The following is a 24750-nucleotide window of genomic DNA, read 5'->3' as shown; positions in this document are numbered from 1 at the left end:
CTCCAGGTCGGACAGTATTCTTGTCACCCAGGTTGAGCACGCCCTGCCGGCTTTGTCGCAGGCACGCCGGCTGCTTGATGCTTTCACGACGATGGTCCGCAACGGCGACGCCGCCGCGATGGCAGGCTGGCTGGAAGAAGCCAGCGGATCCGAGATGGCCGCATTCGCCCGGGGCCTCACTGCCGACTTGGATGCGGTGATGGCTGCGCTCCGCGAGCCATGGTCAAACGGACAGACCGAGGGACAGATCAACAGGCTGAAAATGCTGAAACGGCAAATGTATGGGGCCGCAGGCATCGACCTGCTGCTTGCGCGTCTCCAACATTCAGCATGACGACACCACACAAAGTGAGTCGGACCCAATATTGCAGGCCGATTGACAATCTGGCACGCCCGGCGCTGCGTCGCGACAACCTGGGCCACCGCTTCCCGCCTGACGCCGGGCGCTACCGTTTTTTTTTTGCCGCGACATCCTTCAGGATGGCGTTATCGAGCATCGCCTCGGCCAGCAGCGTCTTCAGCTTGGCGTTCTCGTCTTCGAGCACCTTCAGCCGCCGGGTCTCCGACATCTCCAGCCCGCCATACCTGGCCTTGAACTTGCAGAACGTCGCCGAGCTGATTGCATGCTTGCGGCAGACATCCGCCGTCGACATCCCGGCCTCCTGCTCTCGCAGCAGCCCGATGATCTGCTCTTCCGTAAACCTTGATCGCTTCATCGCCCGTCTCCTCGCCGGAGCGGACGCTACGCAAAATTGGAGGAAAATACGCGCCTCAGGTCAGGCTATGACAACCCAATGGTCGAGACCTTTTTCAGGACGATCACGTCCGAGCCGATCTGGCCGGTCGCAGGGCAGGCGCGTGCACTGGCCGAAAACCCGGCCGCCAGATATATCGGCGGGTTCTATGACCCGGTCAGGCGACATCCGTCACTCGGCTTCCAGAGCCCCATCGCCCTCGGGCGCAGCGCGCGCAAAGGGAGCTAAACGCTCTCCAACAAACCCGGGCAAGTTCAGACATCGCGCAGGATGGGAGGCCCGCTCGCGCCTCCGAAAAGGGCCGCGGATGTCACCGCGGCCCGGAAAGTCTGCTCAGGCGTGCTGAACCAGGGGCCGGCCGTGCTGGGCGTGACGGACGGCCAGCTTGCGCGACTGGCGGCCGGAAGGCAGTTGACGCGCCGCCTCCGGCCTGAAATCGGCATCGCGCAGTTGCGGGAAAAGCGCCAGGATCTCCTCTCGCGCCGCTCGCCCCAGCGATTTCAACGCCTGCGCTCCGGTATAAAGCGACTCGGACGCAGCTCCGTTCGAGTTCACCACCTCGTGCCGCTCGAAAAGGAGGTGGAAATATTCGATCTCGGCCAGGTCCTCGGCGATATCGACACCGTCGATCTGCAAAAGCTGCTTGGCCGCCACCAGCACCTCCATGGCGCCGAACATCCTCATTGCGATCTTCGAGCGCACCAGGACGCGATGCTGCGGCGAGACCAGAAGATCCGAGGAGGGTGTATTCGGGCCAAGCACGCCCGCCTTGATGCGGATCGCGCGCAGCTTGGGCTGCGCTTGCAGCCTGGCCGCATTCAGCCTGACCGAGCCGATCCAGCGAATCGGCTGCAATCCGTTGTCCCGGGTCACGACCAGGTCGCCGGCCTTCAATGCTTCGACCGGGATAAAACCGCCCTCGGTCTCGATCAGCGTGCCGGCCACGAAGCAGACGAACACCTCGTCATCGGTCAGATCCAGCGTCCCGTCAGGGTCGTGATCCATGGTCACAATGACGTCGTTCAACAGGTCATTCACCACGCCGGGACCCACAACACCGCTCAGCAGGTTGACCACCCCGCTGAGATTGACAGTCTCGTCAATAAGGGCGACACCAAGCGGACCCACCAAATCGACATCCACCGTCAGATTGTCGGCATCCAACGGCTGTTCGGTGATGATGTAATAGGTGGTCTCGCCGGTATCCGGATCCGTCGTAGACATCAGATGTCCGTCGACGGGATTCACTTGCAAGGTAAGGTCCCCAACCAGCGGGATGTTCGCCCCGACCGCCGCATTGCTGAGCGTCATTGACCCGAGATAGGTGCCGGGGTTGCTGGTCAGAGGCGTTCCGGAGGCGTTTACAGGGGTGACGCTGTCGCCATTCTGCAATGTCGTGGCGCTGGTGTCATCGACATCATATTGCGCGAACTCCTGCGACGCCCCGAATGCGTTGAGCAGTGCAGTATCGGGAACGAAAGCGACAACGCCATCAACCCCAACGGTAATCAAACTTGACGGAATTTCGGTAAAATAGGGCATCAGATCAGCCTTGTTACAGACCTGCATAATTGCGGTCGATTGGGTTGACGAACTCGCCGCACCCGCGAGGGATGGCGAGGTTGCGGCACAAGCAAAAAAGGAAACCAGGCAACCCGCACTCTACTTATGGGAGATCTATATTGAAAAATCAAACCATAACCGCGGCGTGGTCTGATTTTTTAGCAGCGGCGGGATGAAAATATTATAAAATATAACAAATACTTAAATTAATTAAGGCTCAAAGGCCGCCCGGACAGCGTCTAGCACTGAACAACCTTAGAGCGAATCGCGCAGACAAGGCAGAGCATCGCGCGAGGCCAGATCCTGAGTGGGTTGCTTGGGATTGCGGAGAGAATGCGGCCGGTCGCAGATTTCGTATGCGACCAAGCAGGCCGCGTGCCGCAACCGAATGCCATATTATGGGAAGCAAGACGAAGTCCTGGCTTTCCGCCGGGATCCGTCACGGGTGTCACCAAGAAATCCGCGGTTCCGACCCGCAAGCATGGCCATGCCGGGGCCGATGCCGCGGCCCTTCTCCGATCCGCAACCGGCTCGCATCGACATGGCCAGAGAGGCCTGCTTCCCCGCTGCTGCGAAGATGCCAAGCAGCGCACCGATCAGAACGGCAGGACGAAAGCACAGCAGCAAGGCAAGGGCGATCTCCAACCAAAGCCCGAGATGGTGGCCTGCTGCCGGCGTCCGGTGAACGGAAAACGGTGTCATGGGCTGGTCCCTCCAGGTTGGAACGAACAGCGGATGAACAGCGAAGGGAGACCTGCTGGGACAGGCCGCCACGCACGGCCATTTTCAACGGCGATGCATCGAAGAGAAATGCTTCAATTGGTACCCGAGGTCGGACTCGAACCGACATGCCTTGCGGCGGCGGATTTTGAATCCGCTGCGTCTACCATTCCGCCACTCGGGCCTTTCTGCGTTCCGCCTAAGACGCAACGCAGGTTTTTGCAAGCCCCGACTTAGGCCCGGCCCAGCTTGGCCAGCCGGGCCTCGCGCAACTGGGCGAAATCATCGCCCGCATGATAGGAGGAGCGCGTCAGCGGCGTGGCCGAAACCATCAGGAAGCCCTTGCCATAGGCGGCTTTCTCGTAGCCCTTGAACTCCTCGGGCGTGACGAAGCGGTCCACGCGGTGATGCTTGGGCGTCGGTTGCAGATATTGCCCGATGGTGATGAAATCCACATCGGCGGCGCGCATGTCGTCCATCACCTGCAAGACGCCCTGGCGATCCTCGCCCAAGCCCACCATGATGCCCGATTTGGTGAACATGCCGGGGTCGAGCTCCTTCACCCGCTGCAACAGCCGCAGGCTATGGAAATAGCGCGCGCCGGGGCGAACGGTGGGATAGAGGCCCGGCACGGTTTCCAGATTGTGGTTGAACACGTCGGGCCGCGCCTCGACCACCGTTTCCAGTGCGCCGGGCTTCGACTTGAGGAAGTCCGGGGTCAGCACCTCGATGGTCGATCCGGGCGAGCGGTGGCGGATGGCGCGGATGGTCTGGGCGAAATGCTCGGCCCCGCCATCATCCAGATCGTCGCGGTCCACCGAGGTGATGACCACATGCTTCAGCCCCAGCTTCTGCACGGCATGGGCGACGCGGCCCGGCTCGAACACGTCGAGCGCATTCGGCTTGCCGGTCATCACGTTGCAGAAGGAACAGCCGCGGGTGCAGATCTCGCCCATGATCATCATGGTGGCGTGGCCCTGGCTCCAGCATTCACCGACATTGGGACAGCCGGCTTCCTCGCAGACCGTGGACAAGCGGTTGTTGCGCAGGATGTCGCGGGTGTCCTTGTAGCCCTGGCTGGTCGGCGCCTTGACACGAATCCAGTCCGGCTTTTTCGGCTGGGGCTGGTCGGGGCGATGGGCCTTTTCGGGGTGGCGCAGAACCGGGGGCATATCCGCCATATCGGCATCCTTTGCTGGGAGTCAGCCGAACTTACGGGTTTTTCGGGTCTTGATCAACGCCAATGCAGGGTGCATCTATGCGCCGCCGATGCCGCGCCGCAGCATCGACCGAAAGGGAGGAGCGGATGACGAAAGGACGAGAGATGAAACAAGGCGATCTGCTTCCCGAAGTGACCTTCCAGACCCGTGTGCGCGACGAAGCCGTGGGCGGCCCCAACCCCTATCGCTGGCAGGCGATGACCACCGCCGATTACTTCAAGGGCAAGCGCGCGGTGCTGTTCTCGCTGCCCGGCGCCTTCACGCCCACTTGCTCGACCTACCAGCTGCCGGGCTTCGAAAAGGCCGCCGCCGAGATGGCCGAGCTGGGCATCGACGCGATCTATTGCCTGTCGGTCAACGACAGTTTCGTGATGAACCAATGGGCCAAGGCGCAGGGCCTGAAGAACGTCCAGGTGATCCCGGACGGCTCGGGCGAGTTCACCGAAAAGGCCGGCATGCTGGTGCGCAAGGACAACCTGGGCTTTGGCGCCCGCAGCTGGCGCTATGCCGCCATCGTCAACGATGGCCGCATCGAAGCCTGGTTCGAGGAACCCGGCCGCTGCGACGATTGCCCCGAGGATCCCTATGGCGCCAGCGCGCCGGAAACGGTTCTGGACTGGCTGCGCGCCAATCCCGCCAAGGCCGCGGCCTGATCGGGACCGGCGGTCGGAAACGCGAAAGGGCGCCGCTGCGGCGCCCTTTTTCATGGCCCTGACCGGCAGGTCAGCCGATCAGCGGCGCGCCCGAGCCGTAGGTCTCGCGGTAGTGACGCTCCAGCCGCATCAGACCCAGCCGCAGCACGATCTTGCCCGAGCGGGCCGACCAGCCCAGCCGGCGCTCGGTCATCTCGATGCCCTCCAGAAAGCAGCAGACCCGCAGGCACAGGTCGCCCATGCCGGGGCCAAGCTCGCGCAGCGCGGCGGCGACCCGGTTGCGCGCGCCCTCGGAGCCGCCGCCATGGCCGGTGGACACGCGCGAGACATCGATGCCGGCGGTCAGGAAGCGGTCCCAGTTCTGGGTGATGCGCGGCCCCATCTGCGCCAGTTCGAAATCCTCGCGCAGCCGTTCGCCGGCCGCGACCAGTTCCGGCGCCAGAAAGGGCCGCCCGTCCGGCTCGCGGCGCCGCGCCAGCATCAGCAGCGGGCTTTCGGCGATGTTGACCCGGGCGCGGCGGCGGCGGCCGTCCTCGGGATCGGCGATCTCGCACTCGTCCCATTGCCGGTGCCGGTCGGCATGGCTGAAGCCGGCGGCATCTTCGGCGCAACCTTCGGACTGGGGGGTGACCGGGGCGGCCAGCACGAAATCCTCGCGCTGCGGCAGGGCGCTGCCGCGCCGGGCCGCCAGCAGCGCCCGCAGCGCCTCGCGTCCCTGGCCCGAGATCGCATAGCGGCTGAGCCGGCCCTGGCCCAGCAACTGCACCCAGGCGCGGATCGCCATATGCTCGGCCAGTTCACGATCCAGGATCGCGGTGCGGATGTCGTCGCGCACGACGATGGCCTTGTCCATGCCATCGGCCACGACCAGCTGGGCGCCCGGTTCGGCCAGGCGCCGCAGGATGCGGGTGATCTGCTTCATGCCCGTCTGGCCCGGCGCGACCGGGACCGCACCCTTACCCCTGTCCGCCGCCCGCTCGACGGCGCGGTCCACCAGCGGATCGTCGCGGCGCGCCTCGAAGCGGCGGATGCGGCGCAGGATGGTCGAGGCATGGCAGCCCGCCTCGCGCGCCAGCGAGCGGATGGTTTCGCCGCCTTCGACGTGGCGAAGGTAGAGCTTCAGATCGCTGTCCTCGGCCTGCTGGACAAGCGCGGGTTCGGGCGGATTGCAATCCTTGGACTCGATGCCGGCCGGCAGGGCGGCAATCAGGGTGTCCGGGGCGAAATCTCCCGTCAAAATCGTCATGGTCATTCCTTCGCTTCCTGCGACGAGCGGGCAGATACTCGCCCATGGGTTGTTTCTCGTCCCTGTCCAGCGACACAGGATCAAGTCGAGATGCAGCAATATTTGCTAAGAATTCCTAAAGATTCCTTGCCGCGGCGCGCGCAGCTCGAGGCTGCGGCGCAACACACGTTTAGGTTGCGAATAATTTCCCTGGATTCGACCGGCAGAGGAAACCGCCATGACGATGATGAGCAATGTGATCGCCTTTCAACCGCGCATGGCGCGCCCGCATCTGCGTCGCCCGCGCCTGCTGGTGCAGGCGGCCAGGGCGGGGCTGGCCGGCTGGAACCGGCGGCGCGACCTGCGCCGGGTGCTGAAATGCGACATACCCCCGCCGGCCGGTCTGGCGCTGGCCCGGCTACTGGCCGAGGAGGAGCAACTCGATCTGGTCCGACGCGAAGGGGTGGCCGGCTACGACATGCACCGCCACATCATGCTGCTGATCGCGATCCTGGCCGAGACCGCCGCGGCGATGCCCCGGCCGGTTCCGAACCCGGTCACTTGCCCCTGAACAGCGAACCGAGGACGCCGCGCACCAGCGCCTGCCCGGTCTTGGTGCCCAATTGCCGGGCCAGGCTCTTGCCGAAGGTCACGGCGATCGAATCGCTGTTCGAGCGGCGGCGGGCTTTGGGCTCGGCGGGGATCTGGAGGCCCGGGTCATAGCGGCGTCCACGGGTGTGCTCGCGGTCCATCTGCCACAGATCCTCGTCCGAACCCTTGGCCCCTGCCCCGGCGCTGTCCGCGGCGGCCGCCTCGGCGCGCTTGGCCAGCAGTTCGGCCGCCGACTCGCGGTCCAGCAGCCCGCCGTATTTCAGCGCCATGGGCGAGGCCGCGTTGATCGCCCCACGCTCGGCATCCGGGATCGGGCCAAGTTGCGACAGCGGCGGCCGAATCAAGGTGCGCTGCACGATACCCGGCACGCCCTTGGCCTCCAGCAGCGAGGTCACCGCCTCGCCGGTGCCGACCGCCTGGATCGCCTCGGCGGTGTCGAAATCCGGGTTCGGGCGATAGTTCTGCGCCGCCAGCCGCAGCGCCTTCTGGTCCTTGGCGGTGAACGCCCGCAGCGCGTGCTGCACCCGGTTGCCCAATTGTCCCAGCACCGATTCCGGCAGGTCGGCCGGGTTCTGGCTGATGAACCACAGGCTGACGCCCTTGGACCGGATCAGCCGCGCCACCTGCTCGATCTTGTCCACCAGCGCCGGGGGCGCGTCGTCGAACAGCAGATGCGCCTCGTCGAAGAAGAAGGCGATCTTCGGCTTGTCCGGGTCGCCCACCTCGGGCAATTGCTCGAACAGCTCGGACATCAGCCACAGCAGGAAGGTCGCATAGAGCCGCGGCGCGTTCATCAGCTTCTCGGCCGAGAGGATGTTGATCATGCCCTTGCCCGAGGCATCGAGCCGCATCATGTCGGCCAGTTCCAGCGCCGGTTCGCCGAACAGCCGGTCGCCGCCCTCGTTCTCCAGCACCATCAGCGCGCGCTGGATCGCGCCCACCGAGGCGGTCGAGACATTGCCGTATTGCAGCGACAGCTCCTTGGCGTTCTGGCCGACCCAGACCAGCATGGCCTGCAAGTCCTTCATGTCCAGCAGCGCCAGCCCCTGCTCGTCGGCGACGCGGAAGGCGATGTTCATCACGCCTTCCTGCGCCTCGGTCAGCCCCAGAAGCCGCGACAGCAGCAAGGGGCCCATCTCGGCCGGGGTGGTGCGGACCGGATGTCCGCGCTCGCCCCAGATATCCCAGAAGGTTACGGGGAAATCCTGATAGTCCAGCGTCATGCCTATGGTTTCGGCGCGCTTCTGAAAGGCGTCATGCAGCTTGCCGTTCGGATCGCCGGGCTTGGCGATGCCGGCCAGGTCGCCCTTCACGTCGGCCATGAAGACCGGCACCCCGGCGCGCGAGAACGATTCGGCCAGCGTTTGCAGGGTCACCGTCTTGCCGGTCCCGGTCGCGCCGGCGATCAGCCCGTGGCGATTGGCATATTTCAGCAGCAGCACCTGCGGCAGCGCATAATCCGCCCCGCCGCCGCCCACGAGGACCGTTCCGGCGTCCAGATCGACGATACCTGTCATATTTCCTCCACGGATCGGCAAAAAAGCGCAAGGCTTGGACGAAAGGAGAATACAACCGCAAGGATTTTGTGCCAGTCTATACCGTGCCGGACCCCGCATCGGCGGATGGCCGGCTTCCTCCCTGTTGGACTGCCGCGCCTTCGGGCGCGGCATTTTTTGCACGAGTTGCCTTCCGTTCGGGCGGTTCGTTAAGGCGTCGCGCCGATGTCATAATTGACGTTTAGGACAGTTGACGGCTTCGCTCGCTGCATCTAGCCTTCGGCGCAATGATGACCGGCCAGTCCGGCAGGGAAGGTAAGCCGTGGGGATCCGGGGCAGCGGTCTTGCGCCCCGGATCCTCGCATTTCCGGCCTGTGACTCCCTCTCCCGAATGGGTTTGCCGTCGCCAACGCAAAGGTGACGTCGCGCGATGCGATCCGCCCTGACAAGGCGCGACGCCCATGTTAGGACCGGGGCCGATGCATGGACCAAAGGAAGAGAACATGGTCAACAGGACATCCGCGGCACTGGTTGCCGCCCTCTTTACGCTGGCAGGCACCGCCTCCGGCGTGATGGCGCAAGACGCGAGCACCGAGACCCCGGCCCAGCCCGCCGCCGAGGCCCCCGCGGCCGAAGCGCCCGCAACCGAAACGCCTGCGGCCGAGGCCCCTGCCGCCGAAGCGGCAGCCGAAACCCCCGCCGCCGATGCCGCGCCGGAAGGCCAGGCCGCCGAAAATGGCGAGCCGAAGGTCGGCCAGCCCTATGCCAGATCGACCCATGGCGACTGGACGCTGCGCTGCATGAAGACCGAGGACGGCAAGGATCCCTGCGAACTCTACCAGCTTCTCAGGGACCAGAACGATTCGCCGGTGGCCGAGACTTCGGTCATCCCGATGACCGGCAATGTCCAGGCCGTCATCACCTTCATCGCGCCGCTCGAAACCGATCTTCAGGCCGGTCTCGGCCTTCAGGTCGATTCGGGCAAGGCATCGCGCTATCCCTTCCTGCTTTGCGCCCAGGTCGGCTGCGTCTCGCGCATCGGCATGGCCGAGGCCGACCTTGGCCCGCTGAAGCGCGGCAAGGCCGCGACCGTGTCGCTGCTGCCCTTCGGTGCGCCGGAGGAACAGATGGTCAAGCTGCCGCTGTCGCTGAGCGGCTTCACCGCCGGCATGAACGCGCTGGTCGAGGCGAACAAGGATATCGCCGCCGCACCGGCCCCGGCCGGTACGCCCGCGCCCGCTGCTGCGCCGGCCGAGGCACCCCAGCAATAAGCCAATAGGAAAGGGGCGCCCAAGGGGCGCCCCGAACCGCTCGGGCCGGGTCATCCCCGGCCCTTTTTCATGCGTTCACCCCACGGGCAGGGCGACAAAGCGCGGCTCACCCGCACGGCGCACCATGACCAGGATGGACTTGCGGCCGGCATCGCGCGCCTCCTTGATGCGGGTTTCCAGATCGGCCAGCGTGGCGACCGGCTGCTGGCCGGCCTCGGTGATGACATCGCCCGCGGCCAGTCCCTTGTCCGCCGCGGCGCCGCTTGGGTCGACCGACTGCACCACCAGCCCCTGCATATCGCGCGAGACGCCCAGCTCGGCAGCGATTTCCGGCGTCAGCGGCGCCAGGGTCATGCCCATCAGGTCGCTTGCCGTCTCCTCGGCGCTGTCCACCTTGCCGCTGCCGGTGCCCTCGGCCAGTTCGCGCCGGCCCAACGTCACCTTCAGCTCGACTGGCTTGCCGTCGCGCTGGACCACAACCTCGACCGCCTCGCCCACCGGCGCATCGGCCACCCGGCGCACCAGATCGCGTGGATCCTCGACCGTGCCGCCGGCAAAGCTGGTGATGACGTCGCCCGCCTTCATCCCGGCATCGGCGGCCGGGCCGGCCGGCACATCGGTGACCATGGCCCCCTTGGCCTCGGCCAGGCCCAGCGATTCGGCGATGTCGTCCGTCACCGGCTGGATCTTGACGCCCAGCCAGCCGCGCCGGGTCTCGCCATATTCCTCGAGTTGCTCGACGACCTTGCTGACCACGTTCGAGGCCATCGAGAAGCCGATGCCGATCGAGCCGCCATTCGGCGACAGGATCGCTGTGTTCACCCCGATCACTTCGCCGTCCATATTGAACAGAGGCCCGCCGGAGTTGCCCCGGTTGATCGCCGCGTCGGTCTGGATGAAATCGTCATAGGTGCCCGAAAGCGCCCGGTTGCGCGCCGAGACGATCCCGGTCGAGGCGGAGAAGCCCTGCCCCAGAGGGTTGCCGAGCGCCAGCACCCAGTCGCCGACCCGCGCCCTGTCGCTGTCGCCGAACTTGACGAAGGGCAAGGGATCCTTGCTTTCCACCTTGAGCACGGCGATGTCGGTCTTGTCGTCCTTGCCGATCACCTTGGCCGGCAACCGCTGGCCGGAAAAGAACTCGATCTCGATCGAATCGGCACCGTCGATAACGTGATTGTTGGTCACGATCAGCCCCTCGGGCGAGATCACGAAGCCCGATCCCAACGCGTTCGAGCGTTGCTCGGGCTGCGGCCCGCGCTGGAAGGGATTGCCCTCGCCCGGCGGGAAGCCGGGAAAGCCGAACTCGCGGAACAGGTCGCTGAACGGGCTGCCCTCGGGCAATTGCGGCCCGCGCACCAGCGGCGTCGAAACCGTCGAGGTGGTGGTGATGTTGACGACGGCAGGGCTGACCTTTTCGACCAGATCGGCAAAGCTTTCCGGCATGACCTGCTGCTGGCGGGCCTGGCTGTCGGGCGCGGTCAGCGGCTGGTTGTTGTTCGCGGCTTCCTGCGCGGCCTCGGCGTCGGGCGTGGTCGGCTCTTGCGCGAAGGCCGGCGTCAGCGCCATGAGCAATGCAAGGCCCGAGGCGGTCAGGAAGTGGCGGCAAGAGGGTCTGTTCATCTGGATTATCTCCTTCCATGCCGGGGCGGCGCTACCCGGCCTCCTGGCAATATGCTCATGTTCAAGGGGATTTTCGAGCCCGTTGCAAATGAACCACGCTCGCAAAGGATGAACTGATCGTGACTTGCAGGCAATGCCGGGCATAAGTGCCGGACCATAAAAAGTTCCGCGGCCCTGGGGACGCGGAACAGGTTTCATCGCAGCGATGATCTTCAGTGCAGCCGCGCTGCCTCACCCGCGCAAAGCAGCGTGACCAGGGTCGAGGCGCCGCGCATCTCGATGCCCGCCACATCCATCGGCCGGCGGTCCATCCCGCCGCCCAGGATCTCGATCCGGCCCGTGCCCTGAAAGGCTTCGTCAAGCAAGGGCAGGACCGCTTCGCCCCGTAGCTCGGCCTCGATCCCGCCCGGAATCGGATGGATGGCGGCGGCGGTGATGCGCCTGTTGCCGACGATCAGTTCCATGTCTTGCCCCTGTTCTTTCCGGGAAGGTCCGGCCGCGCGCGGCGCCCGGACCCGGATCGCCCTTAGCTGCAACCGCTGGTCGCGCCGCAGGTGTTGCACTTCATGCAGGTGCCGTTGCGCACCAGCGTGTAATTGCCGCAGTCGCCGCAGGGATCGCCCTCATAGCCCTGCATCCGGGCCTTGGCGCGCGCATCCATGGTAACGACGCCGACCGCCGCCGTTGCGCCATCGGCGGTCGAGACCGCCGCGACCGAGACGCCGGATTGCAGCGCCACCAGATCCTGCGGCAGGCGCTTCCTCAGATAGCCGGTCGAACTGATCTGCTTGAGCATCTCCAGCGAGCGCGAGGCGCCCTCGCTGACCGGGGCGACATTGGGCTGGCTCTCGGCCTCGCCGCCGCCCAGATCGTCGAAGCGCGCACCCTGCGGTTTCACATGCGCGAGGTCGGTGCGATCCAGATAGGACACCGCCAGTTCGCGGAACACATAGTCGAGGATCGAGGTCGCGTTCTTGATGCTGTCATTGCCCTGCACCATGCCCGCCGGCTCGAACCGGGTGAAGGTGAAGGCATCGACGAATTCCTCCAGCGGCACGCCGTATTGCAGGCCCACCGACACGGCGATGGCGAAATTGTTCATCATCGCCCGGAAGCCCGCGCCTTCCTTGTGCATGTCGATGAAGATCTCGCCCAGCTTGCCGTCGTCATATTCGCCGGTGCGCAGATAGACCTTGTGCCCGCCGATGATCGCCTTCTGGGTATAGCCCTTGCGGCGCTGCGGCAGCTTTTCGCGATGGCTGCGCACCGCCTCCTTGACGATGATCTTCTCGACCACCTTCTCGGCGATGACCGCGACCTTTTCCTGCACATTGCCGGTGGCCAGGATCTCCTCGGCCTCCTCGTCATCCTCGACCAGCGCCGAGGCCAGCGGCTGCGACAGTTTCGAGCCGTCACGGTAAAGCGCATTGGCCTTGATGCCCAGCGACCAGCTCAGCTCATAGGCGGCCAGCGCATCGGCGATGGAGGCCGAGTTCGGCATGTTGATGGTCTTGGAGATCGCCCCCGAGATGAAGCTCTGCGCAGCCGCCATCATGCGGATATGGCTGTCCACCGACAGGTAGCGCCTGCCCTTCTTGCCGCAGGCATTGGCGCAGTCGAAGACCGGGTAATGCTCGGGCTTCAGATGCGGCGCGCCCTCCAGCGTCATGGTGCCGCAGACATGGTCGTTGGCCGCCTCGATCTGCGCCCGGGTGAAGCCCAGGTGCCGCAGCAGGTCGAAGGTCGGGTCGTTCAGCTTTTCGGCCGGGATGCCCAGGGTCTCGCGGCAGAAGGCCTCGCCCAGCGTCCACTGGTTGAAGACGAAGCGGATGTCGAAGGCCGAGGCCAGCGCCGCGTCGATCTTTTCCAGCTCGCGCGGACCGAAGCCGTGGCCGATCAGGCTGGCATGGTTGATGCCGGGGCAATTGCCAAGGCTGGCATGACCCACGGCATAGGCGATGATCTCCTCGATCTGCGCCGAGCCATAGCCCAGCGTCTCCAGCGCCGCCGGGACCGAGCGGTTGATGATCTTGAAATAGCCGCCGCCGGCCAGCTTCTTGAACTTCACCAGCGCGAAATCGGGCTCGATGCCGGTGGTGTCGCAATCCATCACCAGCCCGATGGTGCCGGTCGGCGCGATCACCGTGGCCTGGGCGTTGCGATAGCCGTGCTCCTCGCCCAGGGTCAGCGCCTCGTCCCAGGCGCCCTGCGCCAGGGCCACCAGACGCGGATCGGGGCAATTCGCGGCGTCGAGTTCGACGGGGCGGACGTTGACCCCATCATAGGCGCCGGTACCATACGCCGCCGCCCGGTGGTTGCGGATCACCCGCAGCATGTGGCGGGCGTTCTTCTTGTAGCCGGGGAACGGCCCCAGTTCCGCCGCCATCTCGGCCGAGGTGGCATAGGCCACGCCGGTCATGATCGCGCTCAGCGCCCCGCACAGCGCCCGGCCCTGCTCGCTGTCATAGCCCAGGCCCATGTTCATCAAGAGGCCGCCGATATTGGCATAGCCCAGGCCCAGCGTGCGGAAGTCGTAGCTGCGCTGCGCGATCTCCTTGCTGGGGAACTGTGCCATCAGCACCGAGATCTCCAGCGTGACGGTCCAGAGCCGGCTGGCATGGACATAGCCGTCGGCGTCGAATTCCTTGCCGTCCCAGAAGGTCAGCAGGTTCATCGAGGCCAGGTTGCAGGCCGTGTCGTCCAGGAACATGTATTCGCTGCACGGGTTCGAGGCCCGGATCGACCCGTCCTCCGGGCAGGTATGCCAGGCGTTGATGGTGTCGTGGAACTGGATACCCGGATCGGCGCAGGCCCAGGCGGCATGGCCGATCTGGTCCCAGAGCGCGCGCGCCGAGACGGTCTTGGCCACCTTGCCGTCGGTGCGGCGCACCAGCTCCCAGGGCAGATCGTCGCGGACCGCGCGCAGGAAGGCATCCGTCACGCGGACCGAGTTGTTGGAATTCTGCCCCGAGACCGAGACATAGGCTTCCGAGTCCCAATCGGTATCATAGGTCGGGAACTCAATCGAATCAAAGCCCTGACGGGCATATTGAAGAACCCGGTTGATATAGGTCTCCGGGATCATCACGCGCTTGGCCGAGCGGATCGCCGATTTCAACGCCGCGTTCCGGCCGGGGTCGGTGGCATCCTCGATGCTGCCGTCCCAGTCCCGGATCGCGGCGAAGATCTCGTTGAGCTTGCGCTCGTGCATCTTGGAGCCAGCCACCAGAGAGGCGACCTTCTGCTCCTCGATGACCTTCCAGTTGATGAACTGCTCGATGTCGGGGTGATCCATGTCGCAGATCACCATCTTTGCCGCGCGCCGGGTCGTTCCGCCCGATTTGATCGCGCCGGCTGCGCGGTCTCCTATCTTCAGGAAGCCCATGAGCCCCGAAGATTTCCCGCCGCCCGACAGTTTCTCGCCCTCCCCTCGAAGGGACGAAAAATTGGTGCCCGTGCCCGAGCCGTATTTGAAAAGCCGCGCCTCGCGGACCCACAGGTCCATGATGCCGCCCTCGTTCACCAGGTCGTCGCTGACCGACTGGATGAAGCAGGCATGCGGCTGCGGATGCTCATAGGCGCTGTCCGACTTGACCAGCTTGCCCGTCTTGTAATCGACATAGAAATGGCCCTGCGACGGCCCGTCGATGCCATAGGCCCAGTGCAGCCCGGTATTGAACCATTGCGGGCTGTTCGGCGCCCCCATCTGCGCCGCCAGCATGAAGCGCATCTCGTCGTAATAGGCGCGGGCGTCTTCTTCGTTGGAAAAATACCCGCCCTTCCAGCCCCAATAGGCCCAGGCGCCGGCCAGCCGGTCAAAGACCTGGCGCGCCGAGGTCTCGCCGCCATAGCGCGCCTCCTCGGGCAGCTTCGCCAGCGCCTCCTCGTCGGGGACCGAGCGCCACAGGAATTCCGGCACACCCTTTTCCTTGACCCGCTTCAGCCGCGCCGGCACGCCGGCCTTGCGGAAGTATTTCTGGGCGATCACGTCCGAGGCCACCTGGCTCCAGCCCTGCGGCACCTCCACCGCCTCGTTGCGAAAGACGATCTTGCCGTCGGGGTTGCGGATCTCGCTGGTGGTGGTGGTAAAGGAAAGCGCGCCGTAAGCCCCGCTCTCGGCCGTAGTGAAGCGCCGTTCGATCCGCATGCCCTGACTGTCCCCTTCGTTCGCCCGGGACCGCGCAACCATTCCACCGCCGTCCGCGTCGCAAGACACGGATGCAGGCGGCCGGATCGCCCGGCACCCGAAAGCCTTTTTCCTGATCTCTGCCGCTCGCCGCCGAACCCAATCAGATGTCGAGAGGGACACAAGATCTGGTGGCGCCGCCGGCCTGGGCCACAAATTGACCCGAGATATGGCGCATTTCAATCAAAATTTTTACTGGACAGCGACGCCATTTGCGGCCCCCTCACCGCATAGCAGATTCGCTGCAACTGCATTGTTAACAAGTGGCAAATTCCGGCAGGGGGCGAAAAGCCAAGCGTTCTGGTGGGGTTCTTCGCAGCCGCTCACCCATTTTCCACAGGCTTATCCCCAGCGGGCAAGCATCACGGTTGCAATTTCGTTCCAGCATTCGCGCTCTGCGATTTTTCCGGCTGCGGCATGATGCCCCCCCTCTCGGTGACGATCAGGTCCAGCGGCTGGTCGGTCGCCTCGGCGGGGATGGCGCGAATCTCCTGCGCGGCATAGGCGAAGCCGATCGCCGTGGCCGGCCACCCCGCGGCGCGCAGGCCGGCCAGCGTGCGATCGTAGAAGCCGCCGCCATAGCCCAGCCGGTGACCCGCGCGGTCGAATCCGGCCAGCGGCACGATCAGCACCTCGGGAACCAGCACCGGCGAATCGGCCGGCGGATGGCTGGTGCCGAAGCGGCCCGGCTCCAGCCGGCCGTCATAGGCCCGGAATTCCAGCGGCCGCGCCGGCCCTGTCACCACCGGCAGGCAGACCGGTCCCTCATGCGCCGCCATGGCCGGGCGCGGGTCGGCCTCGCCCCGCATCGGCCAATAGCCAGCCAGCACCTTGCCGCGATAGGGCGCCAGCGCCGCGACCAGGTGCCGGGTCAGGGCGGCATCGTCGCCGCCCTGCGCCCGGGCCGCCAGCGCCGCCTTGCGCAGCGCGTCCTTGAGAGCCGGATCCACGTTCATAGCAGGATCACCGCCGCCAAGCCCAGGAAGGTGAAGAAGCCCACCACATCGGTCACCGTGGTTACGAAGGTCCCCGAAGCCAGCGCCGGATCGGCCCCAGCCTTTTCCAGCCCCAGCGGAATCAGGATGCCGCCCAGGGCGGCGACGAACAGGTTCACCACCATCGCCATGGCGATGACCAGGCTGAGCTTGGCATCCTGGAACCAGACATAGGTAACCAGCGCCAGCGCCAGGCCGAACAGCAGCCCGTTGCTCAGCCCCACCACCAGCTCCCGGCGCACGACGCGCAGCGCATTGGCGGGGGACAGGCTCTTGGTCGCCAGGCCGCGCACGGCGATGGTCAGGGTCTGGGTTGCGGCATTGCCGCCCATCGAGGCGACGATCGGCATCAGCACGGCCAGCGCGACCAGCTTGGCGATGGCGTCCTCGAACAAGGCGATGACCGAGGCCGAGACCAGCGCTGTCAAGATGTTGACCGCCAGCCAGGGCACGCGCTGGCGCATGGTCTCGACCACCGTATCCGAGATGGCGCTGTCTTCGCCAACCCCGGCCAGGCGCAGGATGTCCTCCTCGTGCTCCTCGTCCAGCACCGACATGGCGTCGTCGATGGTGATGACGCCGACCAGCCGGTCATGGTCATCGACCACCGGAGCCGAGATCAGGTGGTATTTGTTGAAGACATGCGCCACGTCGCCCTCGTCCTGGCGGGCCGATATGGTGCGGAAACTGTCCTCGGCGATCTCGCGCAGCAGCACATGCCGGCGCGAGGCCAGCAGCTTGCCCAGCGTGACATAGCCGGTCGGATGGCGGCGCGGATCGACCAGCACCACGTGATAGAACTGGTCGGGCAGCCATTCCTCGGCGCGCAGGAAGTCGATGGTCTCGCCCACGCTCCAATGCTCGGGGGCGGTGACCACCTCGGATTGCATGAGGCGGCCGGCCGAATATTCCGGCCAGGTCAGCGAGCGTTCGACGGCGGCCCGGTCGGAATCGTCCAGCGCCGCCAGGATGGCCTGCTGCTCGGGCGCCTCCATATCCTCGATCAGGTCGACGACGTCGTCGCTGTCCATCTCGCGCACGGCTTCGGTCAGCACCTCGTGCGGCAGCTGCTCGATGACCTCGTCGCGGATGGATTCGTCGATCTCGGACAGGATCTCGCCGTCGATCTCGCCGGAATAGAGATGCAGGAACGCGCGCCGCCGCGGCGGCGTCAGCTGCTCGATCAGGTCGGCGATGTCGGCGGCATGGACCGGTTCCAGCAGCGCGTCCAGCGCCGGCCCGTCGCCGTCGTCGATGGCCTTGTTGATCGCTTCGAGATCCTGCCGGCTCAGCTGGAAATCGGTTTCGGGGACATCCGTCTCGGCTTCGCGCGGCTCGGTCATCGGCTGGCTCCTCGGGGTTCGGGTCTTGCGACGAGGATTGCGGTCGGGGCAAGTCGGTCGGAGGCACCATAGGGGGCCTGCATCCGGGCCTCAATCGCCCTTCAGAAGGGCTAGCGCCTCGGCATGTAATTCATGTGACCCCGCGGCCAGGATCGTGCCGCCGCCATGGGCCGGCCCGCCCTGCCAGTCGGTCACCACGCCGCCCGCGGCCTGCACCACGGCGATGGGCGCGACCACGTCATAGGGTTGCAGCCCGGCCTCGATCACCAGATCGACATGGCCGGCGGCCAGCAGCGCATAGGCATAGCAGTCGAGCCCATAGCGGACCAGCCGCGCCTGCGCCGCGACCCGAGAAAAAGCGGCATGCTCGGCGGGGCTGCCGACCTCGGGATAGGTGGTCATCAGCGTGGCTTGGGCCAGGGCGACGCCCTGCCGCGCCCGAAGCGGCACCGCCCCCGCGCGCGAGATCAGCCGGGCATGGCCGAGCCCGCCCTCGAACCGCTCGTCCAGATGCGGCTGATCGACGATGCCATAGATCGGGCCTTGCGCGTCGGACAGCCCGATCAGCACGCCCCAGCTCGGCGCCCCGGCCATGAAGGCGCGGGTGCCGTCGATGGGATCAAGAACCCAGGTCAGGCCGCTCCGTCCATCCTGGACGCCGTATTCCTCGCCCAGGATGCCATCCTCGGGGCGCTCGGCGGCCAGGATGGCGCGCATGGCGCGTTCGCTGGCCCGATCGGCCTCGGTCACCGGGTCGAAGCCGGTGGCGGACTTGTTGTCGGGTCGCAGCGCCGGGCTGCGGAACAGGTTCAGCGTCTCGGCCCGCGCGGCATCGGCAAGGCGATGCGCAACCGCCACGATCCGTTCGGCCCCTTCGACAGGATTGGTCTTGTTCGCGCGTGTCATGACCTGCCCCCGCGGCTGAGTGTCGGGCGCAGGTTTAGCCGCAGTATCCCGCAAGCGAAAGCCCCGGAACGGCGGCTGTCCGGGTCAGGCGGCGTCCGACAGGACGCGGGCAAGCTCGAAGATCTGGCGCCGCTGCGCCTCGGGCATGGCGTAATAGGCCCGCACCAGTTGCAGCGCCTCCTTGTCGGCCAGGATATCGCCCTCGACCGCGTTATGCACATGGCCGTCCTCGAGCCCCTCAAAGAAGAAGCTGACCGGGACGTCCACCGCCTGCGCGATGTCCCAAAGCCGCGAAGCCGAGACACGGTTCATCCCGGTTTCGTATTTCTGGATCTGCTGGAACTTGATCCCGACCTTCTCGGCAAGCTGCTGCTGCGTCATCCCGATCATCCATCGGCGATGGCGGATTCGCTTTCCGACATGGACATCCACGTTATGTTTCATGGTAACACCTCACTCAATCTAAACGGGCGCTACACCAGATCGGCGCAATTTTCGAGGTCGATTATGACCACTTGTCCAAAAAGACAATCAGTTGCTAGCCCCGAATACTTCTGGCCGAACCCCCCGGAAACATGGAAGAAAGCGGCGCGGCCAGCATAGCGAACAAGCGGGAGGAATCATGCCGGCAACCTGGAAAATGATGCAAATCAAGACAATGTCCGGTTCACCCATCGCGGGTGAGCTGACGCTCGCTCCGCCCGGCCCGGGCGAGGTGCTGGTCAGGCTGCGGGCGGCTGCGCTGAATTTCGCCGATCTGCTGATGACCCGGGGGCGGTATCAGGAAACGCCGCCCCTGCCCTTCATCCCCGGGCTGGAGGGTGCGGGCGAGGTGCTGGCCGCGGGCGAGGGCGTGGCCCTGGCCCCCGGCACCCGCGTCGCCGTGCAGGGCCAGGGCACCATGACCCAGGCCAACCTGTTTCCCGCCGAAAGCTGCCATCCGATCCCGGACGCGATGAGCCATGAGGAGGCGGCCGGCTTCCTGATCGCCTATGGCACCAGCCATTTCGCCCTGACCCTGCGCGCGGGCCTGCGCGCGGGCGAAACCCTGGCGGTGCTGGGCGCGGCGGGCGGCGTGGGGCTGACGGCGGTCGAGATCGGCGCTGCTCTCGGCGCCCGGGTGATCGCCGTGGCGCGCGGCGCCGACAAGCTGGCGGTGGCGCGGACGGCCGGCGCCACGGATTGCATCGACAGCGAGACCTGCCCCGACCTGCGCGGCGCGCTGCGCGAGCTGGGCGGCGTCGACGTGGTCTATGATCCGGTCGGAGACGCCCCCGGCGAGGCCGCCTTCGGCGCCCTGCGGCCGGGCGGCCGCTTCCTGGTCATCGGCTTTGCCGGCGGCAAGCCCCCGGCCCTGCCGCTGAACCATGCCCTGGTCAAGAACATCGCCATCCACGGCTTCTACTGGGGCGGCTATCGCAAGCTGGACCCCGGGCTGCTGCAACGGGACATCGCAGCGCTCCTCGCGCTCTACGATCAGGGCCGGCTGCGCCCGCATGTCGGCGCCACCCTGCCCTTGGAGCGGCTGGCCGAGGGCTACGAGCTGCTCGAATCCCGGCGCTCGACCGGCAAGGTGATCGTTAGCATCTGAAATTTTCGTCAGAGGGCGGCAAAAGCGACGGTTGCACATTGAAAAATCGGCATCCTTTGCCAATATCTGCGTGGATGGTGGGCCATCCGGGCCGCACCGCGATTTTCGACCGGGGAGAACCTATGCAAGACTACAATTCGATCCGCACGGCCGGGACCGCGACGCGCTCGGCTGCCGTGGATGAAGGCCTGCGCGCCTATATGAACAAGGTCTACGGCCTGATGGCCGTGGGCATGCTGGTCACCGCCGGCGCCGCCTGGGGCATGGCCGGGCTGGCGCTCTCCGACACGCCGACGCAATGGGCGCTCGGCAACGGCCATTACCTGACCGAGTTCGGCAAGACGCTCTACCTGTCGCCGCTGAAATGGCTGGTGATGTTCGCGCCGCTGGTCATGGTCTTCGCCTTCGGCGCCGCGCTGAACCGGCTGTCGGTGCAGGGTGCGACGACGCTGTTCTATGCCTTCGCCGCGGTGATGGGCATCTCGATCAGCTGGATCTTCGCGGCCTATACCAGCTTCTCGATCATCCAGACCTTCCTGATCACCGCCATCGCCTTCGCCGGGCTGTCGCTTTACGGCTATACGACCAAGCGCGACCTGTCGGGGATGGGCACGTTCCTGATGATGGGCCTGATCGGCCTGATCGTCGCGATGATCGTGAACATTTTCCTGCAATCGAGCGCGATGCAATTCGCCATCTCGGCGATAGGCGTGCTGATCTTTGCCGGCCTGACCGCCTATGACACGCAGAACATCAAGAACACCTATCTGCAACTGGCGAATTCGGACCGCGACTTCCTTGGCAAGGCCGCGATCATGGGGGCGTTGCAGCTCTATCTGGACTTCCTGAACCTGTTCATGTTCCTGCTGCAATTCCTCGGCAATCGCGAGTGATCGCCAGAGACAGGACGGATTGGGGGCCGGGCATTCGCCCGGCCCTTTTGTTTTCGGCCCTTCGCGGGACCGGATTGCCATCTGCGGCAGGATCCGCGGGCGCCGCATCTCCGGCATAATGTCGATATGCATGCCAGAAGCTTGCCTTCCCGGCATCCTCCTCCATACAGAAACCCTGACAAACCTACTGAATTGTCTTGATTTTTAACAAAACCGTTCAGTTTTTCAGCTTGCCATAGGGTGCATATCTTTTAGACAAATCATGTCGGCGCCCTGTTGGCCCGATACTGTGCGTCGCGGCTCCTGACAGGTTTGTCGGCCCCTTTGGGCTGAAAACGCCACTTTTGGCGAATGGCTATGCTTGCCCGGGATCCAGACGCGCGAGGCAACCGATTACGCAGCCTGGCCTCACGCTGCGTATCTGATGGTGAGTGTTAAAAATGTCTTTCGATCATCACGGCGGTCCTTCCGGACCCGATTGTGAGAAGATGATCTTTCTCGGCAAACTGCCCGACATGGACCCCAAGGAGTTTATTCCGGGGGCGGAAAAGGCCAGCGCCGTACTGGGCGGCACCAATTTCGGCTCTCAGACGGACCCGCTGTCGCGCCGGCTGGTCGAGGTCAGTGCCGTTGACACCAACCGCGATGGGATCATCCGCACCGATGAATCGCTCGGGCCTTCCGAATCGATCCGGCATGACGCCGATGGCGACGGCAACATCTCCAGCTACAAGGTCGATTCGACCTTCCTGGTCAAGAACACCGCGGTAACCTTCCGCAACCCCGACGGCAGCTTTGAGACGCTGCATCTGCCGGTCCGCATCATGCAGGATTCGGCCGGCAATACGTTCCTGATGCCGCCGCCCAAGGGCGCGTCGGCCGCCGAGGTCGAGGCGCTGACCACCCGCCCCATTGTCTCGGTCAGCTTCCCGAGCCAGTCGAAATATTACCAGCTCGACTATAACGCCATCTTCACCGACCGGCATTGCTTTCCCTGCTTCGCGCGCGGAACGCTGATCGAAACCGAACACGGCCCCCTGCCCGTCGAGAGCCTGGTGCCCGGCATGCTGGTGGTGACCCGCGATCACGGGTTGCAGCCGCTGCGCTGGATCGGCTCGCGCGTGCTGGGCAGCAGGGCGCTGGAGGCAAGCCCGAACCTGCGCCCGATCCGTATCGCCGCCGGCGCGCTCGGCAAGGGCTTGCCGCAGCGCGACCTGATCGTCTCGCCGCAGCATCGCGTGCTGGTGCGGTCGAAGATCGCGCAAAAGATGTTCGGCACCGCCGAGGTGCTGGTCGCCGCCAAGCAGCTTTTGCAGATCGACGGCATCGACATCGCCGATGACCTGACGGCGGTGGAGTATTTCCATTTCCTGTTCGACCGCCACGAGATCGTCCTGTCCGAAGGCGCCGAAACCGAATCTCTCTATACCGGGCCCGAGGCGCTGAAATCCGTCGGCCGCGAGGCCCAGGCAGAGATTTTCGGCCTTTTCCCCGAGCTGCGCGACCGGCCCGAAGACCAGATGCCGCCCGGGGCGCGTCTGCTCGCCTCCGGGCGGATGGGCCGCAAGCTGGCAGTGCGCCACGCCCAGCATCGCAAAGCCCTGCTGCAATAGAGCCTGGACGGCGGCAAAACCACCTTGGGGTCGGCCTCCCGGCCGGCCCTCTTTTACTTGCCCCCCGGGGCGGGAGGGGAACGTTCCGGCACTTGAACCAGGCAGGCGGTCGCGATTTTCTCCGCCAGAATCCCGCGAAACGTTCGTGCCCCCCTTCCCATGCACATGGCGGCGCGGCGGGCCGGCAAGAGGCGAGCTGTCGCATGGCAAGCCCAGCTCGCCCTGAATGAAGTTTGCGGATTCGCCCCGGCGGCAGCCGCGCCGCTTTCGCGACTTCGGCCCAGCGCCCGAAATCCCAGCCCCGCCATTGTCCTCACCGTAGGAAACCGATTGAGGCGGCACGAGGAGCGGCCGATATGGGACAGGACCTGGGCCTTGCGCAGGCATTCCGGCTGCCCGATCAAATAGCCACAGCATCGGCTATGCAGCCAATCTGCCAAGCCCGAGCCACCGGCGGCTCGGCAAGGGACAGGTGCTCCGAAACGCGAAAGCCGGCAGGCTGCGGTGGGACAGTGCCGCGCCTGGAGCACAGGCATGGGTGCGAACGAATGCCGGCTCTGTGGCCGGACGCGATGCCGCGCCGGCCGATCTTGCGGCCCGCGCAGGCTTCCCCTACATCTTGGAGAACAAAGAAAGGATCCGCCATGGCGATGGAAGCCCAGGATATCGAAGCCCTGATCCGCGCTGCATTTCCGCATGCCAAGATCACGATCACCGACCTTGCCGGAGACGGAAATCACTATGCCGCCGAGGTGATCGACGAAAGCTTCCGCGGCCAGAACCGCGTGCAGCAGCAACGCGCCGTCTATGCCGCCTTGCAGGGCCATATGGACGGCCCGAACGGGGCGCTGCATGCGCTTGCGCTGACCACCAAGGCCCCCGAGTAAGATCAACCGCAAGCGTCGCATCCCGGCGGCGCTTCAGCAAGGACCAGCAGAATGACCGATGCACGCCAGCAGATCCAGGAGACGATCGACGGAAACGATGTCGTCCTGTTCATGAAAGGCACCAAAGAGATGCCCCAATGCGGCTTTTCAAGCCGCGTAGCCGGGGTACTGAACTATATGAACGTCCAGTATCGCGACGTGAACGTGCTTGCCAACGAGGCGATCCGCCAGGGCATCAAGGATTTCTCGGACTGGCCCACTATCCCGCAGCTCTATGTCAAGGGCGAGTTCGTCGGCGGCTGCGACATCGTCACCGAGATGACGCTGTCGGGCGAGCTCGACCAGCTTTTCGACAAGGCCGGCGTGGTCTATGACAAGGATGCCGCGAACAAGATCCGCGAGGCGAATGCCTGACGGCAGCCGCCCCGTCCCAGGCATGAAAGACCTCGCCACAGGTGGGGTCTTTCCTTATCAGCGGGTTGCCGGCAGGGTCCTCAATAGGGATCCTCTTTCCAGTCCTCCGCTTCTTCCCAGTCCGGTTCGTCGCGATGGCGCCAGTCCTGGAAACGCGAGGCCAGGGTCATGCCCACGGCGAAGGCCCCGATCAGCGGCGCGATAGCCGCCGCCCGCGACTGCGAGGCGCCCTGGACCTGCCCTGCGGCGCGGCGCAGCGCATCGGGGGGCAGGCCCAGCCGGTGCGCGGCCTCCTCGCCCGCCCGGCGTGCGGCGCCATAGACTCGCGCCTCGGCCCGGTCGGCCATGCGGTCGGCCTTGTAGGACAGGCTGTCGGTCACCGAATGCACCCGCTGCTCGGCCTGTTCCATCAACCGGCTGGCCTTTTGCGAGGCGCGCTCCAGCGCCGCATCCGCCGCGCCGGTGGCCTTTCCGATGGCGACATCGGCCGCAAGCATCAGCCGCTGCTCGACCTCGGCTTTCAACTCGTCCGTGGTCGGCACCGGATGGCGTTCCTTTTTCGCCATCAGCATCACCACCAGCCCGATCAGGACAAAGGCGATGCCGATGGCCAGCGAGGCGCCGAGCGCCCCCCAGCCCAGATGATGGGCAAGCCAGGTCCAAAGCGCCGCCAGCAGGAAGCCCGCCCCGATCAGCAGGGCGACCCCGGCCCCGGCGCCAAGCCCGGCGCGGCGCAGCCTGTCCGTCAGGGCAAGCTGCAAGTTCCTGGTATAATCGAACATCGGGG

23 protein-coding genes, 1 tRNA gene and 1 pseudogene are annotated in these 24750 nt (G+C 65.5%); 10 read left to right on the top strand and 15 right to left on the bottom strand.

Going from position 1 to position 24750, the window contains the following annotated elements; all coding sequences use genetic code 11:
• The coding region (locus AQY21_RS29880; RefSeq protein WP_238986840.1) for a transposase at positions 1-334 on the top strand (334 nt) is incomplete at its 5' end.
• 43 nt (positions 335-377) lie between these two features.
• On the opposite strand, the pseudogene AQY21_RS19385 reads toward AQY21_RS29880, so the two are convergent.
• Positions 378-716, bottom strand: a pseudogene (locus AQY21_RS19385) (transposase); the annotation flags it as partial.
• 78 nt (positions 717-794) lie between these two features.
• On the opposite strand from AQY21_RS19385, the gene AQY21_RS19380 reads away from it, so the two are divergent.
• Positions 795-983, top strand: a complete 189-nt coding sequence (locus AQY21_RS19380; RefSeq protein WP_058099243.1) for a hypothetical protein — start codon at positions 795-797, stop codon at positions 981-983.
• A 105-nt stretch (positions 984-1088) separates the two neighbouring features.
• On the opposite strand, the gene AQY21_RS27215 is transcribed toward AQY21_RS19380, so the two are convergent.
• The 4 genes from AQY21_RS27215 to lipA form a co-directional block, all read right to left on the bottom strand.
• Positions 1089-2297 (bottom strand): Hint domain-containing protein, encoded by a 1209-nt coding sequence (locus tag AQY21_RS27215; protein ID WP_065169962.1) that lies wholly within the window; start codon positions 2295-2297, stop codon positions 1089-1091.
• 417 nt (positions 2298-2714) lie between these two features.
• Positions 2715-3020 carry a hypothetical protein gene (locus tag AQY21_RS29075; RefSeq protein ID WP_161906064.1) on the bottom strand — a complete coding sequence of 102 codons (306 nt, stop codon included), beginning with the start codon at positions 3018-3020 and terminating at the stop codon, positions 2715-2717.
• A 118-nt stretch (positions 3021-3138) separates the two neighbouring features.
• A tRNA-Leu gene (locus AQY21_RS19370) sits at positions 3139-3222 on the bottom strand.
• Between the two features lie 49 nt (positions 3223-3271).
• Positions 3272-4219, bottom strand: a complete 948-nt coding sequence (gene lipA, locus AQY21_RS19365; RefSeq protein WP_058099242.1) for a lipoyl synthase — start codon at positions 4217-4219, stop codon at positions 3272-3274.
• Positions 4220-4362: 143 nt separating this feature from the next.
• Here lipA and AQY21_RS19360 point away from each other — a divergent pair, with 143 nt between their 5' ends.
• Complete coding sequence (locus tag AQY21_RS19360; protein ID WP_058099241.1) at positions 4363-4911, top strand: peroxiredoxin; 549 nt, start codon at positions 4363-4365, stop codon at positions 4909-4911.
• A gap of 70 nt (positions 4912-4981) precedes the next feature.
• Here AQY21_RS19360 and AQY21_RS19355 read toward each other — a convergent pair whose 3' ends face one another.
• Complete coding sequence (locus tag AQY21_RS19355; RefSeq protein ID WP_058099240.1) at positions 4982-6163, bottom strand: DUF6456 domain-containing protein; 1182 nt, start codon at positions 6161-6163, stop codon at positions 4982-4984.
• A 211-nt stretch (positions 6164-6374) separates the two neighbouring features.
• Between AQY21_RS19355 and AQY21_RS19350 the strand changes: the two genes are divergently transcribed.
• On the top strand, positions 6375-6707 hold the full coding sequence (locus tag AQY21_RS19350; protein ID WP_058099239.1) for a DUF6477 family protein: 333 nt from the start codon (positions 6375-6377) through the stop codon (positions 6705-6707).
• On the opposite strand, the gene AQY21_RS19345 is transcribed toward AQY21_RS19350, so the two are convergent.
• A complete protein-coding gene (locus tag AQY21_RS19345) occupies positions 6694-8265 on the bottom strand; it encodes a helicase HerA-like domain-containing protein (protein ID WP_058099238.1) in 1572 nt (523 codons plus the stop codon). The genes AQY21_RS19350 and AQY21_RS19345 overlap by 14 nt on opposite strands.
• Before the next feature lie 482 nt (positions 8266-8747).
• Here AQY21_RS19345 and AQY21_RS19340 point away from each other — a divergent pair, with 482 nt between their 5' ends.
• Positions 8748-9515: an invasion associated locus B family protein gene (locus tag AQY21_RS19340; RefSeq protein WP_238986839.1), complete on the top strand. Its 768-nt coding sequence runs from the start codon at positions 8748-8750 to the stop codon at positions 9513-9515.
• Positions 9516-9590: 75 nt separating this feature from the next.
• On the opposite strand, the gene AQY21_RS19335 is transcribed toward AQY21_RS19340, so the two are convergent.
• The 7 genes from AQY21_RS19335 to AQY21_RS19305 all read right to left on the bottom strand — a co-directional run bounded on the left by AQY21_RS19335 (position 9591) and on the right by AQY21_RS19305 (position 19009).
• Complete coding sequence (locus tag AQY21_RS19335; RefSeq protein WP_058099236.1) at positions 9591-11135, bottom strand: DegQ family serine endoprotease; 1545 nt, start codon at positions 11133-11135, stop codon at positions 9591-9593.
• 212 nt (positions 11136-11347) lie between these two features.
• Positions 11348-11599, bottom strand: coding sequence for a hypothetical protein (locus tag AQY21_RS19330; protein WP_058099235.1), 252 nt, complete (start codon positions 11597-11599; stop codon positions 11348-11350).
• A gap of 62 nt (positions 11600-11661) precedes the next feature.
• Positions 11662-15282, bottom strand: a complete 3621-nt coding sequence (locus AQY21_RS19325) for a vitamin B12-dependent ribonucleotide reductase (RefSeq protein ID WP_058099234.1) — start codon at positions 15280-15282, stop codon at positions 11662-11664.
• A 401-nt stretch (positions 15283-15683) separates the two neighbouring features.
• A complete protein-coding gene (locus AQY21_RS19320; RefSeq protein ID WP_058099233.1) occupies positions 15684-16277 on the bottom strand; it encodes a 5-formyltetrahydrofolate cyclo-ligase in 594 nt (197 codons plus the stop codon).
• Positions 16274-17659 (bottom strand): magnesium transporter, encoded by a 1386-nt coding sequence (gene mgtE / locus AQY21_RS19315; RefSeq protein ID WP_058099232.1) that lies wholly within the window; start codon positions 17657-17659, stop codon positions 16274-16276. The genes AQY21_RS19320 and mgtE overlap by 4 nt, the downstream gene beginning before the upstream one ends.
• 90 nt (positions 17660-17749) lie before the next feature.
• Positions 17750-18565: a histidinol-phosphatase gene (hisN, locus tag AQY21_RS19310; RefSeq protein WP_058099231.1), complete on the bottom strand. Its 816-nt coding sequence runs from the start codon at positions 18563-18565 to the stop codon at positions 17750-17752.
• A gap of 84 nt (positions 18566-18649) precedes the next feature.
• The gene (locus tag AQY21_RS19305; RefSeq protein WP_011747707.1) at positions 18650-19009 is read right to left on the bottom strand and encodes a helix-turn-helix domain-containing protein; all 360 of its coding nucleotides are present in this window, start codon (positions 19007-19009) and stop codon (positions 18650-18652) included.
• 178 nt (positions 19010-19187) lie between these two features.
• Here AQY21_RS19305 and AQY21_RS19300 point away from each other — a divergent pair, with 178 nt between their 5' ends.
• The 5 genes from AQY21_RS19300 (at position 19188) to grxD (ending at position 23963) form a co-directional block, all read left to right on the top strand.
• On the top strand, positions 19188-20156 hold the full coding sequence (locus tag AQY21_RS19300) for an NADPH:quinone oxidoreductase family protein (RefSeq protein ID WP_058099230.1): 969 nt from the start codon (positions 19188-19190) through the stop codon (positions 20154-20156).
• 122 nt (positions 20157-20278) lie between these two features.
• Positions 20279-21049 (top strand): Bax inhibitor-1/YccA family protein, encoded by a 771-nt coding sequence (locus AQY21_RS19295; protein ID WP_058099250.1) that lies wholly within the window; start codon positions 20279-20281, stop codon positions 21047-21049.
• A 488-nt stretch (positions 21050-21537) separates the two neighbouring features.
• Entirely contained in the window at positions 21538-22662 is a 1125-nt protein-coding gene (locus AQY21_RS19290; protein WP_238986837.1) for a Hint domain-containing protein, read from the top strand.
• Between the two features lie 644 nt (positions 22663-23306).
• Positions 23307-23549, top strand: coding sequence for a BolA/IbaG family iron-sulfur metabolism protein (locus tag AQY21_RS19285; RefSeq protein WP_011747710.1), 243 nt, complete (start codon positions 23307-23309; stop codon positions 23547-23549).
• Positions 23550-23600: 51 nt separating this feature from the next.
• Complete coding sequence (gene grxD, locus AQY21_RS19280; RefSeq protein WP_058099229.1) at positions 23601-23963, top strand: Grx4 family monothiol glutaredoxin; 363 nt, start codon at positions 23601-23603, stop codon at positions 23961-23963.
• 80 nt (positions 23964-24043) lie between these two features.
• Here grxD and AQY21_RS19275 read toward each other — a convergent pair whose 3' ends face one another.
• On the bottom strand, positions 24044-24745 hold the full coding sequence (locus tag AQY21_RS19275; RefSeq protein WP_058099228.1) for a phage holin family protein: 702 nt from the start codon (positions 24743-24745) through the stop codon (positions 24044-24046).
• Positions 24746-24750 lie beyond the last annotated feature (5 nt).

Origin of the sequence: Paracoccus sp. MKU1 (assembly GCF_001447385.1) — a bacterium.
GTDB lineage: Bacteria > Pseudomonadota > Alphaproteobacteria > Rhodobacterales > Rhodobacteraceae > Paracoccus.
This window is presented reverse-complemented; position numbering and strand designations above follow the sequence as displayed.

Bases quoted from the DNA above. Each gene is read 5' to 3' on its own strand.
- AQY21_RS19380 (WP_058099243.1), top strand. From the start codon at position 795: ATGGTCGAGACCTTTTTCAGGACGATCACGTCCGAGCCGATCTGGCCG.
- AQY21_RS27215 (WP_065169962.1), bottom strand. From the start codon at position 2,297: ATGCCCTATTTTACCGAAATTCCGTCAAGTTTGATTACCGTTGGGGTT.
- AQY21_RS29075 (WP_161906064.1), bottom strand. From the start codon at position 3,020: ATGACACCGTTTTCCGTTCACCGGACGCCGGCAGCAGGCCACCATCTC.
- lipA (WP_058099242.1), bottom strand. From the start codon at position 4,219: ATGGCGGATATGCCCCCGGTTCTGCGCCACCCCGAAAAGGCCCATCGC.
- AQY21_RS19360 (WP_058099241.1), top strand. From the start codon at position 4,363: ATGAAACAAGGCGATCTGCTTCCCGAAGTGACCTTCCAGACCCGTGTG.
- AQY21_RS19355 (WP_058099240.1), bottom strand. From the start codon at position 6,163: ATGACCATGACGATTTTGACGGGAGATTTCGCCCCGGACACCCTGATT.
- AQY21_RS19350 (WP_058099239.1), top strand. From the start codon at position 6,375: ATGACGATGATGAGCAATGTGATCGCCTTTCAACCGCGCATGGCGCGC.
- AQY21_RS19345 (WP_058099238.1), bottom strand. From the start codon at position 8,265: ATGACAGGTATCGTCGATCTGGACGCCGGAACGGTCCTCGTGGGCGGC.
- AQY21_RS19340 (WP_238986839.1), top strand. From the start codon at position 8,748: ATGGTCAACAGGACATCCGCGGCACTGGTTGCCGCCCTCTTTACGCTG.
- AQY21_RS19335 (WP_058099236.1), bottom strand. From the start codon at position 11,135: ATGAACAGACCCTCTTGCCGCCACTTCCTGACCGCCTCGGGCCTTGCA.
- AQY21_RS19330 (WP_058099235.1), bottom strand. From the start codon at position 11,599: ATGGAACTGATCGTCGGCAACAGGCGCATCACCGCCGCCGCCATCCAT.
- AQY21_RS19325 (WP_058099234.1), bottom strand. From the start codon at position 15,282: ATGCGGATCGAACGGCGCTTCACTACGGCCGAGAGCGGGGCTTACGGC.
- AQY21_RS19320 (WP_058099233.1), bottom strand. From the start codon at position 16,277: ATGAACGTGGATCCGGCTCTCAAGGACGCGCTGCGCAAGGCGGCGCTG.
- mgtE (WP_058099232.1), bottom strand. From the start codon at position 17,659: ATGACCGAGCCGCGCGAAGCCGAGACGGATGTCCCCGAAACCGATTTC.
- hisN (WP_058099231.1), bottom strand. From the start codon at position 18,565: ATGACACGCGCGAACAAGACCAATCCTGTCGAAGGGGCCGAACGGATC.
- AQY21_RS19305 (WP_011747707.1), bottom strand. From the start codon at position 19,009: ATGAAACATAACGTGGATGTCCATGTCGGAAAGCGAATCCGCCATCGC.
- AQY21_RS19300 (WP_058099230.1), top strand. From the start codon at position 19,188: ATGCCGGCAACCTGGAAAATGATGCAAATCAAGACAATGTCCGGTTCA.
- AQY21_RS19295 (WP_058099250.1), top strand. From the start codon at position 20,279: ATGCAAGACTACAATTCGATCCGCACGGCCGGGACCGCGACGCGCTCG.
- AQY21_RS19290 (WP_238986837.1), top strand. From the start codon at position 21,538: ATGATCTTTCTCGGCAAACTGCCCGACATGGACCCCAAGGAGTTTATT.
- AQY21_RS19285 (WP_011747710.1), top strand. From the start codon at position 23,307: ATGGCGATGGAAGCCCAGGATATCGAAGCCCTGATCCGCGCTGCATTT.
- grxD (WP_058099229.1), top strand. From the start codon at position 23,601: ATGACCGATGCACGCCAGCAGATCCAGGAGACGATCGACGGAAACGAT.
- AQY21_RS19275 (WP_058099228.1), bottom strand. From the start codon at position 24,745: ATGTTCGATTATACCAGGAACTTGCAGCTTGCCCTGACGGACAGGCTG.